At 64.6% G+C, this 26,303-nt stretch carries 27 protein-coding genes and 1 other RNA gene; 21 read left to right on the top strand and 7 right to left on the bottom strand.

The genetic code is table 11. From position 1 onward, the window contains the following. Positions 1-21: 21 nt before the first annotated feature. Both APT59_RS17280 and APT59_RS17275 read right to left on the bottom strand, forming a co-directional pair. On the bottom strand, positions 22-396 hold the full coding sequence (locus APT59_RS17280; protein ID WP_059315980.1) for a YraN family protein: 375 nt from the start codon (positions 394-396) through the stop codon (positions 22-24). Next, a complete protein-coding gene (locus APT59_RS17275; protein ID WP_059315979.1) occupies positions 393-2,180 on the bottom strand; it encodes a penicillin-binding protein activator in 1,788 nt (595 codons plus the stop codon). Before APT59_RS17275 ends, APT59_RS17280 begins: the two co-directional genes overlap by 4 nt. A 123-nt stretch (positions 2,181-2,303) precedes the next feature. Here APT59_RS17275 and rsmI point away from each other — a divergent pair, with 123 nt between their 5' ends. The 17 genes from rsmI to lpxC all read left to right on the top strand — a co-directional run bounded on the left by rsmI (position 2,304) and on the right by lpxC (position 20,702). Next, positions 2,304-3,149 (top strand): 16S rRNA (cytidine(1402)-2'-O)-methyltransferase, encoded by an 846-nt coding sequence (gene rsmI / locus APT59_RS17270; RefSeq protein WP_059315978.1) that lies wholly within the window; start codon positions 2,304-2,306, stop codon positions 3,147-3,149. A gap of 62 nt (positions 3,150-3,211) precedes the next feature. Next, positions 3,212-3,567: RNase P RNA component class A (gene rnpB, locus APT59_RS17265), an RNA gene on the top strand. A gap of 290 nt (positions 3,568-3,857) precedes the next feature. Beyond that, positions 3,858-4,313 carry a division/cell wall cluster transcriptional repressor MraZ gene (gene mraZ / locus APT59_RS17260; RefSeq protein WP_059315977.1) on the top strand — a complete coding sequence of 152 codons (456 nt, stop codon included), beginning with the start codon at positions 3,858-3,860 and terminating at the stop codon, positions 4,311-4,313. 2 nt (positions 4,314-4,315) lie between these two features. Continuing rightward, complete coding sequence (gene rsmH, locus APT59_RS17255; protein ID WP_059315976.1) at positions 4,316-5,257, top strand: 16S rRNA (cytosine(1402)-N(4))-methyltransferase RsmH; 942 nt, start codon at positions 4,316-4,318, stop codon at positions 5,255-5,257. Next, entirely contained in the window at positions 5,254-5,547 is a 294-nt protein-coding gene (gene ftsL, locus APT59_RS17250) for a cell division protein FtsL (RefSeq protein ID WP_059315975.1), read from the top strand. The genes rsmH and ftsL overlap by 4 nt, the downstream gene beginning before the upstream one ends. A 59-nt stretch (positions 5,548-5,606) precedes the next feature. Continuing rightward, positions 5,607-7,295, top strand: a complete 1,689-nt coding sequence (locus APT59_RS17245) for a peptidoglycan D,D-transpeptidase FtsI family protein (RefSeq protein WP_420480522.1) — start codon at positions 5,607-5,609, stop codon at positions 7,293-7,295. Continuing rightward, complete coding sequence (locus APT59_RS17240; RefSeq protein WP_059315973.1) at positions 7,292-8,761, top strand: UDP-N-acetylmuramoyl-L-alanyl-D-glutamate--2,6-diaminopimelate ligase; 1,470 nt, start codon at positions 7,292-7,294, stop codon at positions 8,759-8,761. Before APT59_RS17245 ends, APT59_RS17240 begins: the two co-directional genes overlap by 4 nt. After that, a complete protein-coding gene (locus APT59_RS17235; protein WP_059315972.1) occupies positions 8,754-10,121 on the top strand; it encodes a UDP-N-acetylmuramoyl-tripeptide--D-alanyl-D-alanine ligase in 1,368 nt (455 codons plus the stop codon). Before APT59_RS17240 ends, APT59_RS17235 begins: the two co-directional genes overlap by 8 nt. Continuing rightward, positions 10,121-11,203, top strand: coding sequence for a phospho-N-acetylmuramoyl-pentapeptide-transferase (gene mraY, locus APT59_RS17230; protein ID WP_059315971.1), 1,083 nt, complete (start codon positions 10,121-10,123; stop codon positions 11,201-11,203). Before APT59_RS17235 ends, mraY begins: the two co-directional genes overlap by 1 nt. Before the next feature lie 59 nt (positions 11,204-11,262). Beyond that, the gene (murD, locus tag APT59_RS17225; RefSeq protein ID WP_059316937.1) at positions 11,263-12,552 is read left to right on the top strand and encodes a UDP-N-acetylmuramoyl-L-alanine--D-glutamate ligase; all 1,290 of its coding nucleotides are present in this window, start codon (positions 11,263-11,265) and stop codon (positions 12,550-12,552) included. Then, on the top strand, positions 12,552-13,751 hold the full coding sequence (gene ftsW / locus APT59_RS17220) for a putative lipid II flippase FtsW (RefSeq protein WP_156429007.1): 1,200 nt from the start codon (positions 12,552-12,554) through the stop codon (positions 13,749-13,751). Before murD ends, ftsW begins: the two co-directional genes overlap by 1 nt. After that, positions 13,741-14,811: an undecaprenyldiphospho-muramoylpentapeptide beta-N-acetylglucosaminyltransferase gene (gene murG, locus APT59_RS17215; RefSeq protein ID WP_059315969.1), complete on the top strand. Its 1,071-nt coding sequence runs from the start codon at positions 13,741-13,743 to the stop codon at positions 14,809-14,811. The genes ftsW and murG overlap by 11 nt, the downstream gene beginning before the upstream one ends. A gap of 34 nt (positions 14,812-14,845) precedes the next feature. Beyond that, the gene (murC, locus tag APT59_RS17210) at positions 14,846-16,261 is read left to right on the top strand and encodes a UDP-N-acetylmuramate--L-alanine ligase (RefSeq protein WP_217265999.1); all 1,416 of its coding nucleotides are present in this window, start codon (positions 14,846-14,848) and stop codon (positions 16,259-16,261) included. Positions 16,262-16,326: 65 nt separating this feature from the next. Then, the gene (locus tag APT59_RS17205) at positions 16,327-17,181 is read left to right on the top strand and encodes a cell division protein FtsQ/DivIB (RefSeq protein WP_059315967.1); all 855 of its coding nucleotides are present in this window, start codon (positions 16,327-16,329) and stop codon (positions 17,179-17,181) included. Positions 17,182-17,197: 16 nt separating this feature from the next. Next, positions 17,198-18,442, top strand: coding sequence for a cell division protein FtsA (gene ftsA, locus APT59_RS17200; protein ID WP_007162051.1), 1,245 nt, complete (start codon positions 17,198-17,200; stop codon positions 18,440-18,442). A 54-nt stretch (positions 18,443-18,496) separates the two neighbouring features. Beyond that, positions 18,497-19,678: a cell division protein FtsZ gene (gene ftsZ / locus APT59_RS17195; protein WP_059315966.1), complete on the top strand. Its 1,182-nt coding sequence runs from the start codon at positions 18,497-18,499 to the stop codon at positions 19,676-19,678. A 109-nt stretch (positions 19,679-19,787) separates the two neighbouring features. Continuing rightward, the gene (gene lpxC, locus APT59_RS17190; RefSeq protein WP_059315965.1) at positions 19,788-20,702 is read left to right on the top strand and encodes a UDP-3-O-acyl-N-acetylglucosamine deacetylase; all 915 of its coding nucleotides are present in this window, start codon (positions 19,788-19,790) and stop codon (positions 20,700-20,702) included. Positions 20,703-20,761: 59 nt separating this feature from the next. Here lpxC and APT59_RS17185 read toward each other — a convergent pair whose 3' ends face one another. The 4 genes from APT59_RS17185 to APT59_RS17170 form a co-directional block, all read right to left on the bottom strand. Beyond that, positions 20,762-21,100 (bottom strand): HopJ type III effector protein, encoded by a 339-nt coding sequence (locus APT59_RS17185; protein ID WP_059315964.1) that lies wholly within the window; start codon positions 21,098-21,100, stop codon positions 20,762-20,764. Further along, positions 21,097-21,390 carry a DUF1244 domain-containing protein gene (locus APT59_RS17180; protein WP_059315963.1) on the bottom strand — a complete coding sequence of 98 codons (294 nt, stop codon included), beginning with the start codon at positions 21,388-21,390 and terminating at the stop codon, positions 21,097-21,099. Before APT59_RS17180 ends, APT59_RS17185 begins: the two co-directional genes overlap by 4 nt. Before the next feature lie 15 nt (positions 21,391-21,405). Continuing rightward, positions 21,406-22,104 (bottom strand): dihydromonapterin reductase, encoded by a 699-nt coding sequence (folM, locus tag APT59_RS17175; RefSeq protein ID WP_059315962.1) that lies wholly within the window; start codon positions 22,102-22,104, stop codon positions 21,406-21,408. A gap of 93 nt (positions 22,105-22,197) precedes the next feature. Next, entirely contained in the window at positions 22,198-22,758 is a 561-nt protein-coding gene (locus tag APT59_RS17170) for a hypothetical protein (protein WP_059315961.1), read from the bottom strand. Between the two features lie 220 nt (positions 22,759-22,978). Between APT59_RS17170 and APT59_RS17165 the strand changes: the two genes are divergently transcribed. The 3 genes from APT59_RS17165 to APT59_RS17155 all read left to right on the top strand — a co-directional run bounded on the left by APT59_RS17165 (position 22,979) and on the right by APT59_RS17155 (position 24,606). After that, positions 22,979-23,428 (top strand): flavodoxin, encoded by a 450-nt coding sequence (locus APT59_RS17165; RefSeq protein WP_059315960.1) that lies wholly within the window; start codon positions 22,979-22,981, stop codon positions 23,426-23,428. A 112-nt stretch (positions 23,429-23,540) separates the two neighbouring features. Continuing rightward, a complete protein-coding gene (locus tag APT59_RS17160; RefSeq protein WP_059315959.1) occupies positions 23,541-23,924 on the top strand; it encodes a CidA/LrgA family protein in 384 nt (127 codons plus the stop codon). After that, entirely contained in the window at positions 23,917-24,606 is a 690-nt protein-coding gene (locus tag APT59_RS17155) for an LrgB family protein (protein ID WP_059315958.1), read from the top strand. The genes APT59_RS17160 and APT59_RS17155 overlap by 8 nt, the downstream gene beginning before the upstream one ends. 42 nt (positions 24,607-24,648) lie before the next feature. Here the strand turns inward: APT59_RS17155 and APT59_RS17150 are convergent, their stop codons facing one another. Next, positions 24,649-25,455 (bottom strand): SirB1 family protein, encoded by an 807-nt coding sequence (locus tag APT59_RS17150; protein WP_059315957.1) that lies wholly within the window; start codon positions 25,453-25,455, stop codon positions 24,649-24,651. 319 nt (positions 25,456-25,774) lie between these two features. On the opposite strand from APT59_RS17150, the gene APT59_RS17145 reads away from it, so the two are divergent. Then, the gene (locus APT59_RS17145; protein WP_059315956.1) at positions 25,775-26,242 is read left to right on the top strand and encodes a phosphate-starvation-inducible protein PsiE; all 468 of its coding nucleotides are present in this window, start codon (positions 25,775-25,777) and stop codon (positions 26,240-26,242) included. Positions 26,243-26,303: the final 61 nt, after the last annotated feature.

Raw genomic sequence — 26,303 nt, 5'->3', positions numbered from 1 at the left:
TGACCTGTGCAGTGGAGGGCCTCAGGCCTCGAAGGCTTGAGTGATCCATTCGAGTGCCTGAGGGGATGCGTCGGCCCCGGGGCCGATCGCGATCACGTCGAAACGGCAGGGCCGCTTGGCCCAGCGCGCTTCGGATTGCAGAAAGAGGGCAGCGCTGTTGACCAGTCGCTGCCGCTTGCGGGCATCTATGCTTTCCGCGGCGCCGCCCCAGGCGGTGTGCCGACGGGCGCGTACCTCGACGAATACTACTGTATCGCCGTCAAGCATGACCAGATCGAGCTCACCACCGCGCCAGCGCCAGTTGCGGGCGATCAGGCGCAGCCCGCGCGTCTGCAGGAACTGCAGGGCGCGGTCTTCGCCTTGCTGACCGCGCTGAAGGTGCGGGGCCTGCTTCACGGCGTGCTGAGCGATGGCGGCACGCTGGTGGCCGGCAGCGGCGCATTGTTGGCCGGCAGCGGCTGGGCCACGCCGTTGCGGAATTCCGCCCAGGGCAGGTGGCGCACCACGCGCTGATCAGCCGCCACGCTCAGGCTGCCGGACAGGCCGGGCAATTCGGAGTTGGGCAGCGCCTTGAGCTGCTGCAGATGCAGGGCCAGCAGGTAGGCGTCGGCGCCCATCGCATAGAGCCGACCAATGCTGCTGCCGGCCTGGGGCCACTGGGCAGTGATCTTGGCGCGTAGCGGATTGCTCGGATCGAGCAGCCAGGGGGTTTCGCAGAACAGGATGCCATTCAGGTCCTGGTTGGCGCCTGGCTCGTTGACCCCGCTGTTGAGATTGGAGGTGGCATACACCGGCAGATCGCGGGCGTTCTGATAGACCAGGATCGGCTTGATCTGGCGAGCCTGGGCCGGCGTCGAGGCGAGGAAGATGAAATCCATGCCCTGGCGCATCTGCAGGAGGCTGGTGATGCGATTGGCGATTTCCACGGGCTGGCCGATACGTTCGGCGGCGACCAGGCGACCCCCGAGTTGCTGCCACTCGTTCTGGAAGGCGGCTAGCACGCGGGCACCCCATTCGCCCTGGGGCACCATGGCGCCGGCACTGCGCTTGCCGTCGGCCCAGGCACGGCGCGCGGCTTCGCGAGCCTCGTCCTCGGCGGCCAGGCCGAACTGGAAGAGTTGCGGCGGCTGGGCGCCCTGGCTGTCACCATAATTCAGTGCCAGGGTGTTGAGCGGCAGTTGCGGCCGGTCGCTCAGCTGCTTGACCAGATTCTTTTCCAGCGGACCGACCACCAGCTGGATACCGGCAGCCTGGGCCTGGCGGTAGAAGGCGTCCAGCGAGCCCATCTGGGTGCTGTCATAGACGGTCACGGTTGGCGCGGCCTGGCCGGCGGCCAAGGCTTCGTAGCGGGCGGCCATGAAGCCGTCCTGCAGCGCACGAGAGACACCTGCGAGTTGGCCCTGCAGGGGCAGCAGCAGGGCGACCCGATTGAGCGGCTCGCGCGCTAGGGTTTTCAGGCGCTCCAAGTCGTCAGGCAGCTGTCGCGCGGCGGGATGGCTCGGATGCTGTTTCTGCCATTCTTCGATGGCGGCGAGCTGCTGATCCAGCGCCAGGTTGCCACGGGTAATGGCAGCCAGGGCCAACCAGCCATTGAGGTCGGCATCCTTGACGCTCTGGCGCAGTTGCGCATCCGGCAGACTGGTCACCAGTTGCCAGATCTGCTCGCGGTTGTCATGGGCCGCGTCGCCTTCGAGCAGCGGGCCAATGAAAATGCGTTCCTGGGCGGCGGCGAGCGGCTGGCCATTGGCGGCCTGGGCATCGGCCTTGGTCAGGCCGCTGCGGATCTGCTGCTGCGCCGGCAGCTCGCCCAGTTGCGCGAAGCTCGGATGGTCGAAGCGCTTGAGGGCCTGGGCCGGCTGCTTGTCGAGCAGGTCGAGTTGGGCCAGCAGGGTCTGGGCGAACATTTGCTGCGCCGGCTTGAGCCCTTCCAGATTGATGGAGCCCAGAATCTGGCGCGCTTCGCGGGTGTTCTGCTGGGCATAGGCTTTGTCGGCCGCTGTCAGGCGCAGCAGGTTCGCCTGCTCGGACTGGCTGGCGCCAGCCTGGTTCAGCAGTTGCTCGATGCTGGCCTGGCTGGGCTCAGGCAGCGCCCCGAGACTGCTCGTGGTGGGCGTGCTGCTACAGGCGGCGAGCAGGGCGAAGGCGGTGGCGCAGAGCAGCGGACGCAGGCGGAACTTCATGCGGTGGTTCCTGAGCAATTGTCTGGAAAGGGGGCGATTGTCTCACAGCACCCAGGCGCTGCGAACGCCGAGGGCGAGAGCGGCGTACACTGTTGGGCTATTTCCAGTCTGTCAGGTTTCATCATGATTTCGCCGGGTACTCTTTATGTGGTTGCCACGCCCATTGGCAACCTGGACGACATCACCGCCCGCGCCCTCAAGGTCCTGCGCGATGTGGCCCTGATCGCCGCCGAAGACACCCGTCATTCGGCGCGCCTGCTGCGCCATTTCGGCATCGAGACGCCTCTTGCGGCCTGCCACGATCACAATGAAAGGGATGCGGGGGGGCGCTTCATCACCCGGCTGCTGGCGGGGGAGGACGTCGCCCTGATTTCCGATGCGGGCACGCCGCTGATCTCCGACCCGGGCTTTCACCTGGTGCGGGCGGCGCGCGCCCAGGGGATCAGGGTCTCGCCGATTCCCGGGGCCTGCGCCCTGATCGCCGCGCTCTCGGCGGCCGGTCTGCCCTCGGATCGCTTCAGCTTCGAAGGCTTCCTGCCAGCCAAGGCGGTGGGTCGTCAGGGGCGGCTGGCGGCGTTGCGCGAGGACCCGCGAACGCTCATCTTCTACGAGGCGCCCCATCGCCTCGACGATTGCGTGGCCGACCTGGTGACCATCTTCGGACCTGATCGCCACGTCGTGCTCGGACGCGAGCTGACCAAGACGTTCGAGACCTTGCGCGGCCTGCCCGCCGGGGAGCTGCAGGCCTGGATCCGCGCGGATCTGGATCAACAGCGTGGCGAGTGCGTGCTGCTGGTGGCTGGCTGGACGGCGCCGGAAGACGCCGAAGTCGATGCCGAGACCCTGCGCATCCTGGATCTGTTGTTGGCCGAGCTACCGGTCAAGCGCGCTGCCGCCCTGGCAGCGCAAATCACCGGTGCGCGCAAGAACCTGCTCTATCAGCTGGCGCTGGAACGCAAGGCCGAGTAAGCGGGATTTTGTGGGCATCTTTCCTTGTTATCCGGCACCAGTCTCTATACCCTTGCGCCGCGAGAGCCGACCGGGCAGTCGCTGTCGTGACCCGCAAGGGTTGCGAGGGAGGAAAGTCCGGGCTCCATAGGGCGAGGTGCCAGGTAACGCCTGGGAGGCGTGAGCCTACGGAAAGTGCCACAGAAAATAACCGCCTAAGCGCGCAAGCGCCGGTAAGGGTGAAAAGGTGCGGTAAGAGCGCACCGCACGGCTGGCAACAGTTCGTGGCTAGGTAAACCCCACCTGGAGCAAGACCAAATAGGAATCCATAGGCGTGGCCCGCGCTGGATTCGGGTAGGTCGCTAGAGGCAATCAGCGATGGTTGTCCCAGAGGAATGACTGTCCTCGACAGAACCCGGCTTACAGGTCGGCTCTCGCACCCCCCTCCCTCTCGGGCCGCCGCGCCCGGGTCTGTGACCCCCTTCTTCACAAATCACTTTAATCAATTGAGCCAATCAATTGACTTCATTTCCGTTTGTCGGAAATCAATGTCGTCCGTCTTGGTCGTGACCAGGTGCAATTTGCTTGAAATCCGCGTCCCACACGGCCTGGGAACCCCCTCGCTTACCTTGACTGAAAGTGGCCCTCCTCAATATAGTGGCGGCCGGTGGTACGAAGTGGGGCGAAGTGGGATTTAATGGCAAGGACAGCCTATTAGAGGACGCGAAATTGTTCCGGGGAGCGAACGCCATCAGTCTCGACGCCAAGGGGCGCGCCGCGATGCCGAGTCGGTATCGTGACGAGCTGCTGGAGCGTTGTGCCGGCCAGCTCATCGTGACGATCGATGCTGTCGACCCCTGCCTTTGCGTCTATCCGCTACCTGAATGGGAAATCATCGAAAGCAAGCTGCGGCAGTTGCCCTCGCTACGGGAGGAGACTCGTCGCCTACAGCGCTTGCTGATCGGCAATGCGGTGGATCTGGAACTCGACGGCAGTGGCCGCTTCCTGGTACCGCCGCGCCTGCGTGAATACGCCAAGCTCGACCGGCGCGTGATGCTGGTTGGGCAGCTGAACAAGTTCCAGTTATGGGATGAGGATGCCTGGAGTGCCGTGTGCGACGCGGATCTGCAGGCAATTAAGGAACCCGGCGGTATGCCGGATGAAATGCGCGATTTGATCCTGTGACCATGAACCCAGTCTTCCACCACGTCTCCGTTCTCCTGGACGAGGCCGTACAGGCATTGGCGATCCAGCCTGCCGGTCGTTATCTGGACGGCACCTTTGGCCGCGGCGGACACAGCCGGGCCGTGCTGCGCCTGTTGGGTGAGGAAGGGCGGCTGCTGGGGTTCGACAAGGACCCGCAGGCGATCGCTGCCGGCCAGGCCCTGGCTGTCGAGGATTCGCGCTTCGAGATCGTCCAGCGCAGCTTCGCCGAACTGGGCGATGAACTCGTCAGTCGTGGCTGGTCCGGCCAGGTCGATGGTGTGCTGCTGGATCTGGGCGTGTCCTCGCCACAGCTCGACGATCCCGAGCGCGGCTTCAGCTTCATGCAGGACGGTCCGCTGGACATGCGCATGGACCCGAGTCGGGGCCAGAGCGCCGCAGCCTGGATCGCCAGCGCCACCGAGGCCGACATCGCCCAGGTGTTCAAGGAATTCGGCGAAGAGCGCTTCGCCAAACGCATGGCGCGCGCCGTGGTGCAGCGTCGCGAAGTCCAACCCTTCGAGCGCACCGGCGATCTGGCCAAGGTGCTCACCGAGGCCAATCCGGCCTGGGAAAAGGGCAAGCACCCCGCCACCCGTGCCTTCCAGGGGCTGCGCATCTACATCAATCGCGAACTGAGCGACCTGGAGCAGGGGCTGCAGGCGGCCTACGAGCAACTGGCCGTAGGCGGCCGGCTGGTGGTGATCAGCTTCCACTCCCTCGAAGACCGTATCGTCAAACAGTTCATGCGCCGGCTGGCCAAGGGCGAGGCCGACCAGTTGCCGCGCGACCTGCCCATCCGGGCAACCGTGTTCGAACCCTCGCTGCGCCTGCTCGGCAAGCCGGTCTATGCCGGCGAAGGCGAGCTGGCCGCGAACCCCCGGGCCCGCAGCGCCGTGATGCGCGTCGCCGAGAAACTGAAATGAGCCGCCTCTTCGTGAAGAAGCTGCCGCTGGGCAGCAGCGTCATGCTGGTGCTTTTCGTGGGCGTGCTGCTCTCGGCGGTGGCCGTGGCCTACAGTGCCCACTGGAATCGCCAGCTGCTCAACACCCTCTATGGCGAGATGGCCATCCGCGACAAGGCCCAGGCCGAGTACGGTCGGCTGCTGCTGGAGCAGAGCACCTGGACCGCCCACAGCCGGGTCGAGGCCCTGGCCAGCGGCCAACTGCAGATGCGTATTCCCGACCCGACCGAAATCCGGATGGTCAATCCGTGAAAGGCCTGGTCGCGCGCCTGCCCTGGCGCTTCAGCCTCATTATCGGGCTGTTGCTGGTCATGGTCGGCACCATCATCTGGCGCATCGTCGATCTGCACGTGATCGACCGGGCCTTCCTCAAGGGGCAGGGCGACGCACGCAGTGTCCGCACCATTCCCATTCCAGCGCATCGCGGCCTGATCACCGATCGCAATGGTGAACCTCTGGCGGTCAGCACGCCGGTCACCACCCTGTGGATCAATCCCAAGGAGTTGCTCGGCGCTGAAGATCGCTGGGCGATCCTGGCCGACGCCGTTGGCCAGCCCCGTGCGGACCTGGCCAAGCGCATCGAGCAGAACGCCAGCAAGGAATTCCTCTACCTGGCCCGAGGCCTGACGCCCGAGCAGGGCGAGGCGGTGATGACGCAGGTCAAGGCGCACAAGATTCCCGGGGTCTACGACATCGAGGAATTTCGCCGTTTCTATCCGGCTGGAGAGGTGGCAGCCCACGTGGTCGGCTTCACCGACATCGACGATCACGGACGCGAAGGCATCGAGCTGGCCTTCAACGAATGGCTGTCGGGCGTGCCGGGCCGTCGGCAGGTGGTCAAGGATCGCCGTGGTCGCCTGATCCGGGACGTGCAGGTGGCCAAGAACGCGAAGCCGGGCAACACCCTGGCGTTGTCCATCGACCTGCGCCTGCAGTATCTCGCCGCCCGCGAGCTGCGCAATGCCTTGACCCAGTTCGAAGCCGAGGCGGGCAGCCTGACCATCGTCGACGTCAAGACCGGTGAGGTCCTGGCCATGGTCAACATGCCCACCTACAACCCCAACAACAGACGCACACTCGAACCGGCTGCCATGCGCAACCGGGCGATGATCGACGTCATGGAACCCGGCTCGGTGATGAAGCCGATCTCCATGACCGCGGCGCTGGCCAGCGGTCGCTGGAAGCCTAGTGACAAGGTCAACGTCTATCCCGGCTCGCTGCAGATCGGTCGCTACACCATCAAGGACGTCTCCCACAGCGATGGCGCCCTGGACCTGACCGGCATCCTCATCAAGTCCAGCAACGTCGGCATGAGCAAGATCGCCTTCGACGTCGGCGGCGAGAACATCTACAACGCCATGCGCGCCGTAGGGCTGGGCCAGGACACCGGTCTGGGCTTCCCCGGCGAGCGGGTCGGCAACCTGCCCAACCATCGCACCTGGCGTCCGGCCGAGACGGCGACCCTGTCCTATGGTTACGGCCTGGCGGTGACCGCTGTGCAGCTGGCTCATGCCTATTCGGTGCTGGCCAACGACGGTCGCTCGGTGCCCCTGTCCATGGTGCGTCTGGACAAGGCGCCGGACAGCGATCAGGCAGTGGACGCGCGCGTTGCCAAAACCCTGCAAGGCATGCTGCAACAGGTCGTGGAAGCGCCCGGTGGGGCCTTCCGTGCCCAGGTGCCTGGCTATCACGTCGCCGGCAAGAGCGGTACCGCGCGCAAGACCAGCACCGGTACCCGCGGCTATGCCGAGAATTCCTATCGCTCGCTGTTCGCCGGTTTCGGCCCCACCAGCAATCCGCGCCTGGCAGCAGTGGTGGTGATAGATCGCCCGAGCAAGGGTGGCTACTACGGTGGCGTGGTCTCGGCTCCGGTATTCAGTCGCGTGATGTCCGGTGCCCTGCGCCTGATGAACATCCAGCCGGACAACCTCCAGCCGCTGCCGGTACAGCAGGCCCAGGCCGCGGCCAAGCCCCTGCTGGTAGGGGAGCGTGACCGATGAGCCGCCTACTGTCCGAGTTGCTGGCCGTCAGCTGTCCTGCCGTCGAGATCGCTGGATTGGCCCTGGACAGCCGTGAAGTCCGCCCAGGCGTTCTGTTCCTGGCCATTCCCGGTGCCCATAGCGATGGCCGCGCTCATGTCGCGGCCGCTGGCGGGCAGGGGGCTGCCGCCATCGCCTATGAGGCGAAAGACGCTCCGGCGCTCCCGGCCCTGGATATCCCGATGATAGCCATCGAGGGCCTTGCCGAGCAGTTGTCCGCCATCGCCGGTCGCTTCCATGGTGAGCCCAGTCAGCGCCTGGCCCTGGTTGGCGTGACCGGCACCAATGGCAAGACCAGTGTCAGCCAGTTGATTGCCCAGGCCTGTGACCTGCTCGGTCAGCGCTGCGGTATCGTCGGTACCCTGGGCAACGGCTTCTATGGCGCTCTCGCTGAAGGCCGCCACACCACCCCGGATGCCCTCAAGTTGCAGGCGACCCTGGCCGAGCTGGCCGAGGGGGGCGCTTCCACCGTCGCCATGGAAGTCTCGTCCCATGGCCTGGCTCAAGGGCGCGTGGCCGCCCTGGCCTTCAAGGTCGCGGTCTTCACCAATCTGACCCGCGACCACCTCGATTTCCACGGCACCATGGAAGCCTATGGCGAAGCCAAGGCCCAATTGTTCGCCTGGCCGGCGCTTGGCACCCGCGTCCTCAATCTGGACGACGCCTTCGGGCGCGAGCTGGCGAGTCGCGCCAGCTCGGCCACGACCCTGACCTACAGCCTGAGTGATCCGGCTGCCAGCCTCTATTGCCAGGATCCACGATTCGACGATCACGGTGTACGGGCACGTCTGGTCACCGCCCAGGGCACGGGCGAATTGCGCAGTCAGTTGATCGGGCGCTTCAACCTGAGCAACCTGCTGGCCGCCATCGGTGGCTTGCTGGGCCTGGGTCATCCACTGGCCGATATCCTCGCCATCCTGCCGCAGCTGCAGGGGCCTGCCGGGCGCATGCAGCGCCTGGGTGGCGCCGGGCGGCCGTTGGTAGTGGTGGACTACGCCCACACTCCCGATGCCTTGGACAAGGTGCTCACCGCGCTGCGGCCCCATGTCAGTAGCTCGGGCCGACTGATCTGCGTGTTTGGCTGCGGCGGCGACCGCGATCGTGGCAAGCGACCGGAAATGGCCGCGCTGGCTGAGCGGCTGGCCGATCGGGTGGTAGTGACCGACGACAATCCGCGTACTGAAGATCCCACCGCCATCGTCGCCGACATCCGTGCGGGCTTCCAGCAGCCCCATCAGGTGCGCTTCGCCGGGCGTCGCGAGGTGGCCATCGCCCAGGCGATCGCCGAGGCGAATCCGCACGACATCGTCCTGCTGGCCGGCAAGGGCCATGAGCCCTACCAGGAAATCGCTGGGGTCCGGCATCCCTTTTCCGATCTCGACCAGGCCGAGCGGGCCCTGACCGCCTGGGAGCGACAGCATGCTTAGATCCTTCACCCTTACCGAAGTGGCCGAGGCCCTGACCGGCAACCTGCTGGGCGCCGATGCCCTGTTCGACGGCGTTGGCACCGACAGCCGCAAGGCCGTGGCCGGGCAGCTGTTCGTCGCCCTGGCCGGGCCACGCTTCGATGGTCATGCCTATCTGGCCGACGTGGCCGCCCAGGGCGCTGCGGCAGCCCTGGTGGAGCGGGCCGTGCCCGAGGTCCATCTACCCCAGTTGGTGGTGGCCGATACTCGCTTGGCGCTGGGTCGCCTGGGTGCCTTCAATCGCGACCTGTTCCAAGGTCAGATTGCCGCCGTGACGGGCTCCAGTGGCAAGACCACGGTCAAGGAACTGCTCGCCGCCATCCTGCGTCAGCAAGGTGCCACCCTGGCTACCCAGGGCAATCTGAACAACGATCTGGGCGCGCCCCTGACCTTGCTGCAACTCGCTGCCGAGCACGCCTTTGGCGTCATCGAATTGGGCGCCTCCCATGTGGGGGACATTGCCTATACCGTGAGCCTGACACGCCCGGATGTCGTTATCATTACCAACGCTGGCCAGGCCCATGTGGGCGAATTCGGCGGTGTCGACCGCATCGTCGAAGCCAAGGGCGAGATCATCGAAGGCGTGGGCGAGGCGGGCACCGTGGTGCTCAACCGTGACGACGCGGCGTTCGAAACCTGGCAGCGCCGCGCGGCCGGTCGCAAGATCCTTTCCTTCGGCCTGGATGCCCGCGCCGACGTCCGCGCCACCGAGGTGAGCCTGGATAGCCAGGGTCGTCCGAGCTTCATCCTGCACACTGCGCAAGACGACGCGCGCATCACCCTGCAGATGCTGGGTGCCCACAACGTCGGCAATGCGCTGGCCGCTGCCGCTGCAGCGCTCAGCCTCGGCCTGGACCTGACCATCGTTGCCCGAGGCCTTGCCGCTGCGGCACCGGTCCAGGGGCGCACCCTGACCCGCACCAGCCAGCGCGGCGCACAGGTCATCGACGACAGCTACAACGCCAACCCCGCTTCGGTGAAAGCCGGGATCGACTTGCTGGCGGCCTTGCCGGGTCGTCGCGTGGTGGTCCTGGGCGATATCGCCGAGTTGGGCGAATGGACCGAACAGGGCCATCGCGAGGTGGGCGAGCATGCCCGCGGCAAGGTGGACGCCTTCTATAGCGTCGGTCCTTCGATGGCCCATGCGGCGCGCGCCTATGGCGTCGAGGCCCGGCATTTCGCCGATCGCGAACAATTGATCGAGGCCCTGGCGGACGAGGACCGGGCCGGAACCACCCTGCTGATCAAGGGATCCCGCAGCGCCGCGATGGACAAGGTCGTCGCCGCGCTCTGCGCTATCAACACCGAGGAGAAACACTGATGCTGCTGCTGTTGGCGGAGTTCCTGCAACAATTCTACAAGGGCTTCGCTGTCTTCCAATACCTCAGCCTGCGCGGCATTCTGGGCGTCCTGACCGCCCTGATGCTGTCGTTGTGGCTCGGCCCCTGGATGATCCGCACCCTGCAGATCCGTCAAATCGGCCAGGCCGTACGCAACGATGGCCCCCAGTCGCACCTGTCCAAATCCGGCACCCCCACCATGGGCGGCGCCCTGATCCTGACCACCATCGGCATCAGCACCCTGCTGTGGGCCGACCTGCACAATCGTTATGTCTGGACCGTGCTGGCCGTGACCTTCCTGTTCGGCGCCATTGGCTGGGTCGATGACTATCGCAAGGTGATCGAAAAGAACTCCCGGGGTCTGCCAAGCCGCTGGAAGTACTTCTGGCAATCGGTGTTCGGCCTGGGGGCGGCGATCTTCCTCTATGTCACGGCCAAGGCGCCCATCGAAACCACGCTGATCCTGCCCCTGCTGAAGAACATCGAAATCCCGCTGGGGATTTTCTTCGTTGTGCTGACCTACTTCGTCATCGTCGGCTCCAGCAACGCGGTCAACCTCACCGACGGTCTCGATGGCCTGGCGATCATGCCCACCGTAATGGTCGGCGGCGCCCTGGGTATCTTTTGCTACCTGTCGGGGAACGTGAAATTCGCCGACTACCTGCTGATTCCCTATGTGGAAGGCTCCGGCGAGTTGATCGTCTTCTGCGGCGCCCTGATCGGGGCGGGCCTGGGCTTTCTCTGGTTCAACACCTATCCGGCCATGGTCTTCATGGGTGACGTCGGTGCCCTGGCACTGGGCGCTGCCCTCGGCACCATCGCCGTGATCGTCCGTCAGGAAGTGGTGCTGTTCATCATGGGCGGCGTCTTCGTCATGGAGACCCTCTCCGTGGTCATCCAGGTCGCCTCCTTCAAGCTGACCGGCAAGCGCGTCTTCCGCATGGCGCCGATCCACCACCATTTCGAATTGAAGGGCTGGCCCGAACCGCGGGTCATCGTGCGCTTCTGGATCATCACCGTGATCCTGGTGCTGTTCGGTCTCGCCACCCTGAAACTGAGGTAACCGCAGTGCTCATCGCTTCCGACCAGTTCCGTATCGTCGTCGGCCTCGGCAAGAGTGGCATGTCGCTGGTGCGCTTTCTCGCGCGCCGGGGCGTGCCCTTTGCCGTGGCCGACACGCGGGAACAGCCGCCGGAACTGGAGACCCTGAGAACCCAGTACCCCGGGATCGAGGTGTGCTGCGGTGAGCTGGACGTCGACTTCCTCGCCCGGGCTGCCGAGCTCTATGTGAGTCCGGGCCTGGCGCTGGAAACGCCGGCCCTGCAACAGGCCGCTGCCCGTGGCGTGCGGCTGTCCGGCGACATCGATCTCTTCGTGCGCCATGCCCGCGCGCCCCTCGTTGCCATCACCGGTTCCAACGCCAAGAGCACCGTCACCACCCTGGTCGGTGACATGGCCCGGCGCGCCGGCAAGCGCGTCGCCGTGGGTGGCAATCTGGGCACTCCGGCGCTGGATCTGCTGGCCGATGACGTCGAGCTCTATGTGCTGGAGCTGTCGAGCTTCCAGCTGGAGACCTGCGAGCGGCTGGACGCCGAGGTGGCCACGGTGCTCAACCTCAGCGAAGACCACATGGATCGCTATACCGGCATGCCGGCCTATCACCAGGCCAAGCACCGCATCTTCCGGGGCGCCCGCCAGGTGGTGGTCAATCGCGACGATGCGCTGTCGCGGCCACTGATCGGCGAGGGCGTGCCCTGCCTGACCTTTGGCCTGGGGCGTCCGGATTTCCGTGCCTTCGGCATTCGCGAGGAGGAGGGTCGCCGCTATCTGGCGCTGGCCTTCGACAACCTGCTGGATGTCGAGGAACTCAAGATCCGTGGCACTCACAATCACAGTAATGCGCTGGCCGCGCTCGCGCTCGGTCAGGCCGCAGGGTTGCCGCTGGCGCCCATGCTGGAGGCGCTGCGTGCCTTTCCTGGTCTGGAGCACCGCTGCCAGTGGGTGGGTGAGGTCGCAGGCGTCAGCTACTACAACGATTCCAAGGCGACCAATGTCGGCGCTGCCCTGGCGGCCGTCGAAGGCCTGGGCGACGACATCGTCGGCCAACTGGTGCTGATCGCCGGTGGCGATGGCAAGGGCGCCGACTTCAGCGCCTTGCGCGAACCCATCGGTCGCCATTGCCGCGCCGTGGTACTGCTGGGACGCGATGCCGCGCGGATCGCCGAGATACTGCCTCCGGCCGTCAAGCAGGTGCACGTTGCTACGCTGGAGGAAGCCGTGCGCGAAAGCCGCAGCCTGGCCCAGCCAGGCGATGCCGTGCTGTTGTCGCCGGCCTGTGCCAGTCTCGACATGTTCCGCAACTTCGAGGAACGCGGACGGCTGTTCGCCCAGGCCGTGGAGGGCTTGTCATGATTCTCAGCCTGCTGCGCCCCTATCCCTCGCCGCTGGCCAGCCGTCATGGCATCGACCTGGACTTCCCGCTGCTGGCCGGCTGTCTGTTGCTGCTCGGCCTTGGCCTGGTGATGGTGACCTCGGCTTCGTCCGAGGTCGCCGCGGCTCAATCCGGCAATCCGCTGTATTTCATGTATCGCCACCTGGTCTACCTGGCCATCGGCTTCGTTGCCTGCGGCGTGGTGATGCTGATCCCCATGGCCACCTGGCAGCGCTTCGGCTTTCCGCTGCTGATCATCGCCTTCCTGCTGCTGGTGGCGGTACTGGTGCCCGGCATCGGTCGCGAGGTGAACGGCTCGTTGCGCTGGATCGGCTTCGGCATCTTCAACGTGCAGCCCTCGGAGATCGCCAAGGTCTTCGTGGTGCTCTATCTGTCAGGTTACCTGGTGCGCCGTCAGCACGAGGTGCGCCATACCTGGGCCGGTTTCTTCAAGCCCTTCATCGTGCTCCTGCCGATGGCCATGCTGCTGCTGCGCGAGCCCGACTTCGGCGCTACCGTGGTGATGATGGGCGCCGCCGGCGCCATGCTGTTCCTCGGCGGTGTCGGCCTGTTCCGCTTCATGCTGATGGTCGCCCTGGCGGTACTGGCGGTGTTCGTCCTGGTGCAGACCCAGTCCTACCGGATGCAGCGCCTGATCACCTTTACCGATCCCTGGGCCGACCAGTTCGGTTCCGGCTACCAGCTGACCCAGGCGCTGATCGCCTTCGGTCGCGGCGGCTGGACCGGTCTGGGCCTGGGTAACAGCATCCAGAAGCAGTTCTATCTGCCCGAAGCCCACACCGACTTCCTCTTCGCCGTGCTGGCCGAAGAGCTGGGGCTGATCGGCGCCATGGCCACCGTCGGCCTGTTCCTCTTCGTCTGCGTCCGTGGCCTGTTCATCGGCCACTGGGCCGAGCAGTCCAAGCAGTTCTTCTCGGCCTATGTGGCCTATGGTCTGTCGATGCTCTGGATCGGTCAGTTTCTGATCAACATCGGGGTGAACGTCGGCCTGCTGCCGACTAAGGGCCTGACATTGCCTTTCCTCAGTTATGGCGGCAGTTCCCTGGTGATCTGCTGCGTGAGCATGGGGCTGTTGCTGCGCATCGAGTGGGAACGGCGAACGCTCGCGGATACCGAGGATGTGGAATTCACCGAGGAGGATTTCGCTGATGTCCGCTAACGTCCTCATCATGGCGGGTGGCACAGGCGGGCACGTCTTCCCGGCGCTGGCCTGCGCCCGCGAGTTCGAAGCCCGCGGCTATACCGTCCACTGGCTGGGCACCCCGCGCGGTATTGAAAACGATGTGGTGCCCAAGGCCGGCATTACCCTGCACCACATTCCAGTCACCGGTCTGCGCGGCAAGGGCATGCGCTCCTTGGTGAAGGCGCCTCTGCAACTCAGCGGCGCCCTGATGCAGGCCATAGGTCTCATGCGCCGGCTCAAGCCGATCTGCGTACTGGGCCTGGGCGGCTTTGTCACCGGTCCCGGTGGCCTGGCGGCCAAGCTATGCAATATTCCGCTGGTGATCCACGAGCAGAACGCCCATGCCGGCACCGCCAATCGCCTGCTGGTGCCCTTGGCCGCGCGCGTGTGCGAAGGCTTCGCCGATACCTTCCCGGCCTCCGCCAAACGCCTGTCCACCGGCAATCCGGTGCGCGCCGAACTCTTCGCCCCGGTGACCCGCGCACCGCTGGACGAGCGCGCCGCCAACCTGCTGGTGCTAGGTGGCAGCCTGGGCGCCGAGCCGCTCAACAAGCTGTTGCCCGAGGCGCTGGCCCAGTTGCCCGCTGGTCTGCGGCCCAATGTGCGCCACCAGGCCGGCCGCCAGCATGCCGAGGTGACCGCCGAGCGTTATGCCAATGCCGCGGTGGAGGCCGATGTCCAGCCCTTCATCGCCGACATGGCCGCTGCCTATGCCTGGGCCGATCTGGTGATCTGTCGGGCCGGTGCCCTGACCGTCGCCGAGCTGACGGCCACCGGCCTGCCGGCGCTGCTGATTCCGCTGCCTCACGCCATCGACGACCACCAGACCAGCAACGCCCGCTTCCTGGAGCGTGCCGGTGCCGGTGTGGTGCTGCCCCAACATTCCACCCGCCCGGCGGATCTCGCCGCGCAGCTTACCGAGGTCCTGATGCATCCCGAACGTCTTGCCGACATGGCCGCTAGCAGCCGTGCCCTGGCCAAACCCGATGCGACCCGTGCCGTCGTCGACGCCTGTCTGGAGGTTGCCCGTGGTTAAGTCGCAAAGTGCCATTCAGGCCGAGGTTCGGCGCATGCGCAGCATTCGGCGCATCCATTTCGTCGGTATCGGTGGCGTCGGCATGTGCGGTATCGCCGAGGTGCTGCTGAATCTGGGTTACGAAGTCTCGGGCTCCGACCTCAAGGAGTCCGCGGTCACGGCACGCCTGCAGCAGTTCGGTGCGCGCATCTATATCGGCCATCGCGCGGAAAACCTGGATCAGGTCGACGTTCTGGTGGTGTCCAGCGCCATCAACAGATCCAATCCCGAGGTGTCCGCTGCCCTCGAACAGCGCATTCCCGTGGTGCCTCGCGCCGAGATGCTCGCCGAGCTGATGCGCTATCGTCATGGCATCGCCGTCGCCGGCACCCATGGCAAGACCACCACCACCAGCCTGATCGCCTCGGTGTTCGCCGCCGAGGGTCTGGATCCCACCTTCGTCATCGGGGGACGTCTGAACGCCGCCGGCACCAACGCCCAGCTCGGCACCAGCCGTTATCTGGTCGCCGAGGCCGATGAGAGCGACGCCAGCTTCCTGCACCTGCAGCCCATGGTCGCCGTGGTCACCAACATCGACGCCGACCACATGAGCACCTACGAAGGTGACTTCAATCGGCTCAAGCGCACCTTCGTCGATTTCCTGCACAACCTGCCGTTCTATGGCCTGGCCGTGCTCTGCGTCGACGACCCGGTGGTGCGCGAGATCATTCCCCAGGTCGCTCGTCCCACCGTCACCTACGGCACCGCCGAAGACGCCGACGTACGCGCCGTGGATATCCGCCAGGAAGGCATGCGCACCTATTTCACCGTCCTACGTGAGGGGCGTGCACCGCTGGCGGTCTCGGTCAACATGCCGGGCGTGCACAATGTGCTCAACGCCCTGGCCACCATCGCCATTGCCACCGACGAAGGCGTCAGCGACGAGGCCATCCTCAATGGTCTGTCCGGCTTCCAAGGGGTCGGGCGGCGCTTCCAGGTCTACGGCGAACTGCCGGTCGCTGGCGGCAGCGTCATGCTGGTCGACGACTACGGTCACCACCCGCGTGAAGTCGCCGCGGTGATCAAGGCCGTACGCGGTGGCTGGCCCGAGCGCCGGCTGGTGATGGTCTATCAGCCGCACCGTTTCAGCCGCACCCGCGATCTCTACGAGGACTTCGTCCAGGTCCTGGCCGATGCCAACGTCCTGCTGCTGATGGAAGTCTATCCGGCCGGCGAAGAGCCGATCCCCGGGGCGGACAGCCGTCAGCTCTGCCATAGCATTCGCCAGCGCGGCCAGCTCGATCCGATCTATGTGGAGCGTGGCAGCAACATCGCCCCGCTGGTCAAACCGCTGCTGCGCCCAGGCGACATCCTGCTGTGCCAGGGCGCGGGCGACATCGGTGCGCTGGCGCCGCAACTGCTCAACCACCCGCTGTTCGCCACCGCCGCGACCGCTGGGAGCTCGGCATGAGCCGTCATCCATCCAACCTATTGCTGGCAGTTCCTGCTGCCGGCGCGCACGTGGAGGGCTGAACCTTGGTCGCCACCCTACGTCACAACCAGCCCGGCTTTGGCCGTTCGCGCAATGTCGAGCAGCGGGGCGCCAGTCGCCTGGTCGCCGAAGAGCCGCTGTCGACGCGCCTGCCGCGCCCAAGCCTGGGCCTGCTCAAGCGCATCCTCTGGCCGTTCCTGCTGCTGGGATTGGGCTTTGGCACCTACGAAGGGGCCCAGAAGCTGCTGCCTTATGCCGACCGGCCAATCGCCAAGGTCAGCGTCAAGGGCGATCTGTCCTATATCAGTCAGGGAGCGGTGCAGCAGCGCATCGCTCCCTTCGTGGGTACCACCTTCTTCCAGGTCGACCTGGCCGACATGCGCCACGAACTGGAAACCATGCCCTGGATCGCCCATGCCGAGGTGCGTCGGGTCTGGCCTGACGAGATCAGCATCCGCCTGGAAGAGCAGATGCCCATCGCCCGTTGGGGTGACGAGGCGCTGCTGAATAACCAGGGTGAGGCTTTTGCCCCACAGGATCTGGCCAACTATGACAATCTACCGCGACTGTATGGCCCCAAACGGGCCCAGCAGCAAGTGATGCAGCAGTACCAGATGTTCAGCCAGATGCTCCGGCCGCTCGGTTACACCGTGGCACGCCTGGAAATGCAGGAGCGCGGCAGCTGGTACCTCACCACTGGTCAGGGCCTGGAACTGGTGTTCGGCCGCGACCAGCTGGTGGAAAAGATGCGGCGCTTCATGCGCCTGTACGATCAGGTGCTCAAGGCACAGATGGACAATATCGCGCGGATCGATCTGCGTTATCCGAACGGTCTGGCCGTGGCCTGGCGTGATCCCGCTATCGCTGCCACCCCCGTGACCGAACCGGCCAAGCATTGAGGAGAAGTTTTTTACTATGGCAAGCGTGCAAAGCGGCAAGATGATCGTCGGCCTCGACATCGGCACTTCCAAGGTCGTGGCTCTGGTCGGCGAGGTGTCTTCCGATGGTCAGATCGAGATCGTCGGAATCGGCACCCATCCGTCGCGCGGGCTCAAGAAAGGCGTGGTGGTCAACATCGAATCCACCGTCGCCTCCATCCAGCGGGCCATCGAAGAAGCCCAGCTGATGGCCGGTTGCCGAATCCATTCGGCCTTCGTCGGCATTGCCGGCAATCACATCCGCAGTCTGAATTCCCACGGCATCGTGGCGATCCGCGACCGTGAAGTGAGCCCCGCCGACATCGAGCGGGTACTCGATGCCGCCCAGGCGGTGGCCATTCCTGCCGATCAGCGCGTGCTGCACACCCTGGCCCAGGACTATGTGATCGACAACCAGGAAGGCGTGCGTGAGCCCCTGGGCATGTCTGGCGTCCGACTGGAAGCCAAGGTCCATGTGGTGACCTGCGCCGTCAATGCCGCGCAGAACATCGAGAAGTGCGTACGGCGCTGCGGACTGGAAGTTGACGACATCATTCTGGAGCAGCTGGCTTCGGCTTATTCGGTGCTGACAGATGATGAAAAGGAATTGGGCGTTTGCCTGGTGGACATCGGTGGCGGCACTACCGATATTGCCATCTTTACCGAAGGCGCCATCCGCCATACGGCGGTGATACCTATTGCTGGCGACCAAGTCACAAATGACATCGCCATGGCCTTGAGAACCCCGACGCAATATGCCGAAGAAATCAAGATTCGGTATGCTTGTGCCCTGGCAAAGCTGGCTGGCCCGGGTGAAACCATCAAGGTCCCCAGCGTGGGTGATCGTCCGCCGCGAGAATTGTCGCGTCAGGCCCTCGCGGAAGTGGTCGAGCCCCGTTACGATGAGCTATTCACACTGGTGCAAGCGGAACTGCGCCGCAGTGGTTACGAGGATCTGATCCCCGCAGGGATCGTACTCACCGGTGGTACCGCGAAGATGGAAGGCGCGGTCGAACTGGCGGAAGAGATTTTCCATATGCCGGTACGCCTGGGGGTGCCCCAGACGGTCAAGGGTCTGACTGATGTAATCAGCAACCCGATCTATTCCACAGGCGTCGGCCTGTTGCTCTATGGTCTGCAAAAGCAGACCGATCCCCTGCCGGTTGTTTCTGGCGGATATAGCAGCGAAACCAAATCCACAGTCCTGGAACGCATGAAGCGTTGGGTCCAGGGCAACTTGTAATTCACAATTAAACCGCGGCAGTAGGCGAAGATCCGAAAGGAAAGAGAGGGGACCATGTTCGAACTCGTAGACAACATTCCACAAAGCGCCGTGATCAAAGTCATCGGCGTGGGCGGTGGCGGTGGCAACGCCGTTAACCACATGGTCAAAAGCGGTGTTGAAGGCGTCGAATTCATCTGTGCAAATACCGACGCCCAGGCCCTGAAGAACGTCACATCCCGTACCGTGCTGCAACTCGGCCCGGGTGTCACCAAGGGTCTTGGTGCTGGCACCAACCCGGAAATCGGCCGCCAGGCGGCCATGGAAGATCGTGAGCGTATCGCCGAAGTCCTCGAAGGCGCCGACATGGTCTTCATCACCACCGGCATGGGCGGTGGCACCGGTACCGGTGCTGCGCCGATCATTGCCGAGGTGGCCAAGGAAATGGGTATCCTGACCGTTGCCGTGGTCACCCGTCCTTTCCCCTTCGAAGGCCGCAAGCGCATGCAGGTCGCCGACGAAGGTATCCGTTCCCTGTCCGAATGTGTCGACTCGCTGATCACCATCCCCAACGAGAAGCTGCTGACCATTCTGGGCAAGGACGCCAGCCTGCTGGCTGCCTTCGCCAAGGCTGACGACGTTCTCGCCGGCGCCGTCCGTGGTATCTCCGACATCATGCAGCGTCCCGGCCTGATGAACGTCGACTTCGCCGACGTCAAGACCGTGATGGGCGAGATGGGCATGGCCATGATGGGTACTGGTCACGCCAGCGGTCCGAACCGTGCACGTGAAGCCACCGAAGCGGCCATCCGCAACCCGCTGCTGGAAGACGTCAACCTGCACGGCGCCCGTGGCATCCTGGTCAACATCACTGCCGGCCTGGACCTGTCCCTGGGTGAATACGCCGCCGTGGGTGAGATCATCGAGGACTTCGCGTCCGAGCACGCCACCGTTAAGGTCGGCGCGGTGATCGATCCGGAAATGCGCGACGAGCTGCATGTCACCGTGGTCGCCACCGGCCTGGGTGCGCGCATCGAGAAGCCGGTCAAGGTGGTGGACAACACCGCTCAGACCCTGGCCGCTGCACGTCAGGAAGCGGGTCCGGTCAACTACGACGACCTCAAGTACCCGACCTCGATGCGCTCCGGTCGTGGCAGCCAGAATCATGGCGGCTCGGCAGCAGCGACCAAGGTCAATCCCAACGACGACCTGGATTACCTGGACATCCCGGCCTTCCTGCGTCGTCAGGCTGATTGATCGGGTATATCACAAGCCAGGGTGTGATTAGTGGGCATCGATTTTCGCATCTGCTATCATCGCGACTTCGTTGAACACCATTCGCACCCTGCGACCGAGCGGCCCTGGCATGATTAGACAACGCACCCTCAAGAACACCATTCGCGCCACTGGCGTAGGCCTGCACTCGGGGGAGAAGGTTTACCTGACCCTGAAGCCGGCTCCGGTCGATACGGGAATCGTGTTCCGTCGCACCGATCTCGATCCGGTCGTGGAAATCCCGGCCTGGGCCGAGAACGTGGGTGAAACCACCATGTCGACCAACCTGTTCAGTGACAGTGGCGTCAAGGTGGGTACCGTTGAGCACCTGCTGTCGGCCATGGCCGGTCTGGGTATCGACAATGCCTACGTCGAGCTGTCCGCGGTCGAAGTACCGATCATGGACGGCAGCGCCGGCCCCTTCGTGTTCCTGATCCAGTCCGCGGGTCTGCAGGAACAGGAAGCGCCCAAGCAGTTCATCCGCATCAAGCGGGAAGTGACCGTCGTCGACGGTGACAAGCGCGCCACCTTCGTGCCTTTCGATGGCTTCAAGGTGACCTTCGAAATAGATTTCGATCACCCGGTGGTCAACAACCGTACCCAGAAAGCCTCGGTGGACTTTTCGAGCACCTCCTTCCTCAAGGAGGTCAGTCGTGCCCGTACCTTTGGCTTCATGCGGGACCTGGAATTCCTGCGCTCGCACAACCTGGCCCTGGGCGGTAGCGTGGACAACGCCATCGTGGTGGACGAGAAGGGCGTGATGAACGAAGACGGTCTTCGCTATGAAGACGAGTTCGTGAAGCACAAGATCCTCGACGCCATCGGTGACCTGTATCTGCTTGGCAAGAGCCTCATCGGCGAGTTCCGCGGCTACAAGTCCGGCCACGCCATGAACAATCGTCTGCTGCGTGCGCTGCTGGCCGATCGTGATGCCTGGGAAGTGGTCACCTTCGAAGATTCCGGTCTGGCACCCATTTCCTATATGAGACCCGCGGCTGCCGTCTGAGCCCGGTTCTACAAAAAAGCCCTGCATCCGCAGGGCTTTTTTTATGGCCGCCAGAAACCCTAGCGACGACTCAGGGGTTCGCCCTGGAAGTGCACCTTGGCCAGGCCGTTGGCGAGGAGGGCGCGAATGTTGGCGTGGTCACTGCCCTCGGGCGTCTGCAGCACACTGCGATAGTGCTCGCCAAAGGCCAACAGGGCTTCCTGATCGCTCAGGCCTTCGAGTGTGGCCAACCCCAGGGTCTTGCAGGAGCCTTCGTTCTGGCCGGCGGCATTGTCGACGTCACCGTTGCGAAAGGCGGTAGGCTGGTAGTGGTAGTGCTCGGTGACAAAGGCCAGGGTGTCGGCGAAGGCATGATCGCCACTGGCCAGGCTGGCGCGAAAGCTGGACAGGTCGCTCATTTGCTCTGCTGCTCCTGGAAGGCGGCTGCCTGAGCTGGCGTGGCTTCGGTCTGGTGCTGGGCTTTCCAGTCGGCATAGGGCATGCCATAGACGGCTTCGCGGGCGTCATCGAGACTCAGCTCCAGGCCCTTGTCATCCGCGGCGGCCTTGTACCATTTGGACAGGCAGTTGCGGCAGAAACCGGAAAGGTTCATCAGGTCGATGTTCTGGACATCGGTGCGCTTGCGCAGGTGCTGGACCAGGGTACGGAAGGCGGCGGCTTCCAGTTCCAGGCGGTCTTGTTCGGTCATGGCTGATTCCTCTTGCTAGCGTCGGCCGTGGCGCAGGTGGCGCCCGCCGTTGACGGTAAAGGTGCTGCCGGTCGCGTACTGGGTCGACAGCAAATAGAGCACGGTATCCACGATAGGCTCGGCGCCGGGTTCGAAATCCAGCAGCGCCTTGTCCAGGGTCGCCTGGCGATAGGCCTCGTCCGCGCCTTCCTTGAAAATCAGCAGGCCTGGGGCGATGGTGTTGACTCGAACGGTGGGCGCCAGGGCTTCGGCGAAGGACAGGGTCAGGTTGTGCAGGGCGGCCTTGGTGGCGGCGTAGCCGATGTGATTGCGACTGCCCCGGGTCGCGCTGTCGTCACCGATATGGATGATGTCGGCGCGCGGCGCAGCCAGCAGCAACTCCTGCAGGCCCAGGTTGAGGTGGTAAGGCGCTTCCAGGTGAAGGCGATAGAGCAGGCGCAGATTGTCCAGGCCGTCTTCGGCCCAGACCGAGGCGTTGTGCACGATGCCGCGCAATGCCCGGTGGCGTTCATGCAACTGCTGCAGCAGGAGATCGCGCTGCGACTCTTCCGCCAGATTGACCTGATAGGCTTCGATTTCGAGTTCGCGCAGGGGCCCCGGATCGTCGCGGTAGACCGCGATGACGGGCTGACCCTCTGCCAGCAGCCGGCGGGTCAAGGCAAGACCGACACGGCGATTGGCACCGGTGACCAGAAGGGGAAGGGTTGCGGACATGAGGGTACCCGATCCTGATGAGCGAAGCGGCCAGAAGGCTGTCCGCCATTGTACGCATTCGACTCGTCAGGATGCAGGCCGATCCCTTGCGATCTAGCGGGCGCTGCTGCGCCAGTCGTTGGCCCGCGAGGAGGCGTTGTGCAGCCAGCCCTTGAGCGCCCGGGTAATCAGCGGAATGAAGACGCAGACCATGACCGGAGTGAGGATCAGGGTGCTCAGCAGGATACGCGGCAGCAATGGCAGATGGGCGAGGTGATCGCCGAAGGCGGCATTGAACAGCAGCGAGATGGGAAAGAACGCCAGCCAGACGGCGATGCTCTGCTTCCAGCGCGGCGGCGGCTGGATGCCGGCACCGAACCAGTCGTCCATGCCCTGGGCGCGGCGTGCCTGGGGGGCTTCGAACAGACCCTGGCCCCGCTCCAGCCAGAGGCGCCGCGTGTCCGAATGTTCCCACTCGTCGAGGGTCTGGGGGCAGGCGAAACGAAAGATGATCTGTACCAGGTTATCGCCCGGTGGCGGGGTCAGGACACCCGAACCGAGATAGCCGGGATAGGCAGTGGCCAGGGCTTCGCCTTCGCGCAGCCAGACCAGAAAGGCGTCGTATTGGCCGGCCGCCACGCGCCGCGCGACCATGAGGGTAACAGGCTGATTCATGCTCTAACTCCGGGCGATCAGGCCGGATAGGCCGGATGCCGTCACGCCGCCGGGTAGGCGGGCAGGTGGCGAAAACGCCTGGGGTAGCAGGCGGCGCTAGCATAACAAGCCTTGAGACCCTTGGCAGCAGCGGTGGTTGCCAGCGGAGCAGCGGCGCAGACGGAGCGCCAACGACAGTCGCGCCAGGCATACTGGGTGGGATTCCACGCAAGAGGTTTGTATGAAAGTCGCATTGTTGAATGGCTCGGTATACGGCACCGCGGAAGATATCGCGCGCCAGGTGAAGGCGCGTCTGGCCACGGCGGGCCATGAGGTCTGGCACCAGCCGAATGCCGATCTTGCCAGTCTGGAGGCCTTCGCGCCCGAGGCCCTGCTGGCCATCACTTCCACCACGGGCATGGGCGAGCTGCCCGCCAACCTGGAGTCACTGTACTTCCAGCTGCGCGATCGCCTGCCGCCCTGGCAGGGACGGCCAGGTGCCGTGCTGGCGCTGGGTGATTCCAGCTATGGCGACACCTATTGCGGCGGTGGCGAGCTGATGCAGGAGCTGTTCGCCGAGCTGGGACTGCATGAGTTGCTGCCCATGCTGCGCATCGATGCCAGCGAGACGGTGACGCCGGACGAAGACGCCGAGGGCTGGATCGCCGAGGTCATCGCCGCGCTGGGCTGATCTTGCCCAGTGAGCAAAGCTGCTTTACTCGCGCTGATCCCGCCGCTGGGCCCGGTCGGCTGTCCTCGTCACCTCAGCCTCGGTATCCTTGAGCGCCTGATGATGATTTGAGATGGAGCCCTGGGTGAATAGATATCTGCGCCTGGCTCTGGAGCTGTGCGGATTGGGCGCGCTGTGGGGCGTGGGTACTTGGCTGGCGACCTCCTTCGCCTTGCCGGTACCGGGCGGTGTAGTAGGTCTGGCCATGCTGCTGTTGCTGTTGGCCGCGCGCATCGTCGAGCCCGAGTGGTTGCAGAATGGGGTGCGCCTGCTGCTGGGCGAAATGCTGCTGTTCTTCATTCCCGCCTTGCTGAGTCTGCTCGATTACGGCCCCTTGCTCCGGCAGGAGGGCGTGCGCATTCTGCTGGCGATTCTGCTCAGTACCGTACTGACCATGGTCGCCACCGCCTATACCGTGGACTGGATGTTCCGCCGTCGGGGGCGTCGCGATGCTTGATCTGCCCGGGCTCTTCTGGCTGTTGCTGACGGTGGCCGGGTACGTGGTGAGCCGCCTGCTCTATGCGCGTCTGCGCTGGTATGTGGTCAGTCCGATCATCTTCGTCACGGTGCTGCTCTATGCCGCCACGCTCTGGCAGCAGGTGAGCTATGCCCAGTATGCCCACTACAGCCGTTGGCTGATCACCCTGCTGGGACCGGCGACGGTGGCCTTCGCGGTGCCGATCTGGCAACAGCGCCGGCTCCTGGCGCGCTATTGGCAGGCGCTGCTGGCCGGACTCTGCGTGGGTAGTGGCGTGGCCATCGGCAGCTCCTGGTTGCTGGCCCGGCTGCTGCTGCTGGACGACCGGGTGCTGCTGTCCATGCTGCCGCGCTCCATCAGCACCCCCTTCGCCATGCCGATGTCCGCCACCGTGGGCGGCGTCCCCGAATTGACCGCGGCCTTCGTGATGATCACCGGGCTGGGTGGCGCCATCCTCGGTAGCCTGCTGATCAAGCTGTTGCCACTCAAGTCGGCGCTGGCCCGCGGCGCCCTGTTCGGCATGGGCGCCCATGGTGTGGGCACCAGCAAGGCCTACGAGGTTGGTCTGGAAGAGGGCACTGTGGCCGGGCTGGTCATGGTGCTGGCGGGTCTGAGCAATCTGCTGGGGGCCCAGCTGGTGCTCTGGTTGCTGCGCGGTTAGGTCGGATGAGGGGCCTGCACTCGATGACGTTTCGTGCGGAACCTAGTGCAGCGTGGCGGAAGGCGCGCCGAGCTGTTTCAGGCGCCGCCGCACCTGCTCCCTTTCGGTTTCGTCTTCGCTGATCAGCAGGGCGTGCTGCAGGTCGTAGCGCTCGGCCTGGGGGCACTCGAGTTGCCGATACAGATCGGCGCGCGCCAGGTGATCGATGACACCTACCGCCCCCAGTTCGATGACCCGCTGGGCATCCTTGAGCGCTGCCAGTGGTTGCTCGCCCTGGCGATGTAATTCGCGCAGATTGCGCGAAAGCCGCTGCATCATCTGCCGCGGACCCAGTGGCGCCAGGTAGCTCGCCTGCAGTTGCGCGGCGGGGCCGAATTGCTCCACCAGCAGCTGCCGGCAGTCGTTCATGTACAGGCGCCGCCCCCCGAAGGGTTCAAGCAGGTGATCCGCACCCGGGACGCGCAGCAGGAAATGGCCGGGAAAGCCGATGCCCTGCAGATCGATTTCCAGGCGCCGGGCCAGCTCCAGTGCCACCAGGGCGATCGATAGGGGTTGCCCGCGGCGGCGCGTCAGGACTTCGTCGAGCAGGGCTGCGGTCGGATTCAATGGCCAATCGGCCGCGCGAAAGCCGGCGTCGCACAACTGCCGTAACAATTCTTGGGCACGCTCGGAGTGACTGGCATCGCCATCCAGGGTGGCGAGCAGACGCAGGGCCAGATCGTCCAGTGAATGCAGCAGGGCGTGAGGATCGACCTCCTGATGGTGCTCAGCCGCGATCCAGAGCGCGGCTTCCAGCAGCCGAGGGTCGGGCCGGTCCAGGCAGGCGAGGCAAGAAAGACGCGGTTCCAAGATAGACTCCAGGCCCTTTGGGCTTTCTCTCAGGTTTTAGCCTGCCGGCGCCTGGCCGTCCAGTCTGCGACAGTCGCGCACTGGTCGACCGTCCGGCTTCTCGCTATAAGAGCGAGCTGGTGCCAGAGCAACCTTGAGAACGGGAATTCCAGCTTGGGCGAATCCCTGAGCGAATGGCTAAGCCATTGGAAGCGTCATCGCCGGGTCGTCCGGGTCGGCATTCTCTTCAAGAGCGACCTGACGTTGCCAGTTCACACCTTTCCGCGATCTGCTGGCTAGCAGGCCTGGTAGTCCCAGTGCCTGAATGGAGTAACCGTATATGAAATGGGCCGATAGCAGCCGCAAACGTATGCATGACGGGGCGAATTCGCTCGGCAACCTGATGGTGGAAGGTTTCCACTACTTTGGTCTGTTCGCCATCGGGGCAGCCACGGCCTGGGCCTCGGTGATGGCCTTCATGGGTATGGTCGACAAGGGGCAGGCCAGCATCGATGACATTCTCCTGCTCTTCATCTATCTGGAGCTGGGTGCCATGGTGGGCATCTACTTCAAGACCAATCACCTGCCCATCCGGTTTCTGCTCTACATCGCCATCACCGCCCTGACCCGCTATCTGATCGGCGATGTGTCGCACCATCGGCCGCCTGATATCGGCCTGCTGTATCTCTGCGGTGGGATCTTTCTGCTGTCGCTTTCGGTGCTGGCGGTCAGGGTCGCTTCGAACAAGTTTCCTTCCAGCAAGGTGCTCGATGCGACGGGCGATGTGGTGGGCGAGGGCGACAAGTAGCGTGCGCAGCACCTATCCGCTTCGCCGTTGGCGACGCGGCTGGCCAAGCCAGGTACCGCGC

This window comes from Pseudomonas oryzihabitans, assembly GCF_001518815.1.
Taxonomy (GTDB): Bacteria; Pseudomonadota; Gammaproteobacteria; order Pseudomonadales; family Pseudomonadaceae; genus Chryseomonas; species Chryseomonas oryzihabitans_E.
The sequence above is the reverse complement of the archived record's forward strand: the minus strand, read 5'-3'. Positions and strand labels throughout refer to the sequence as shown.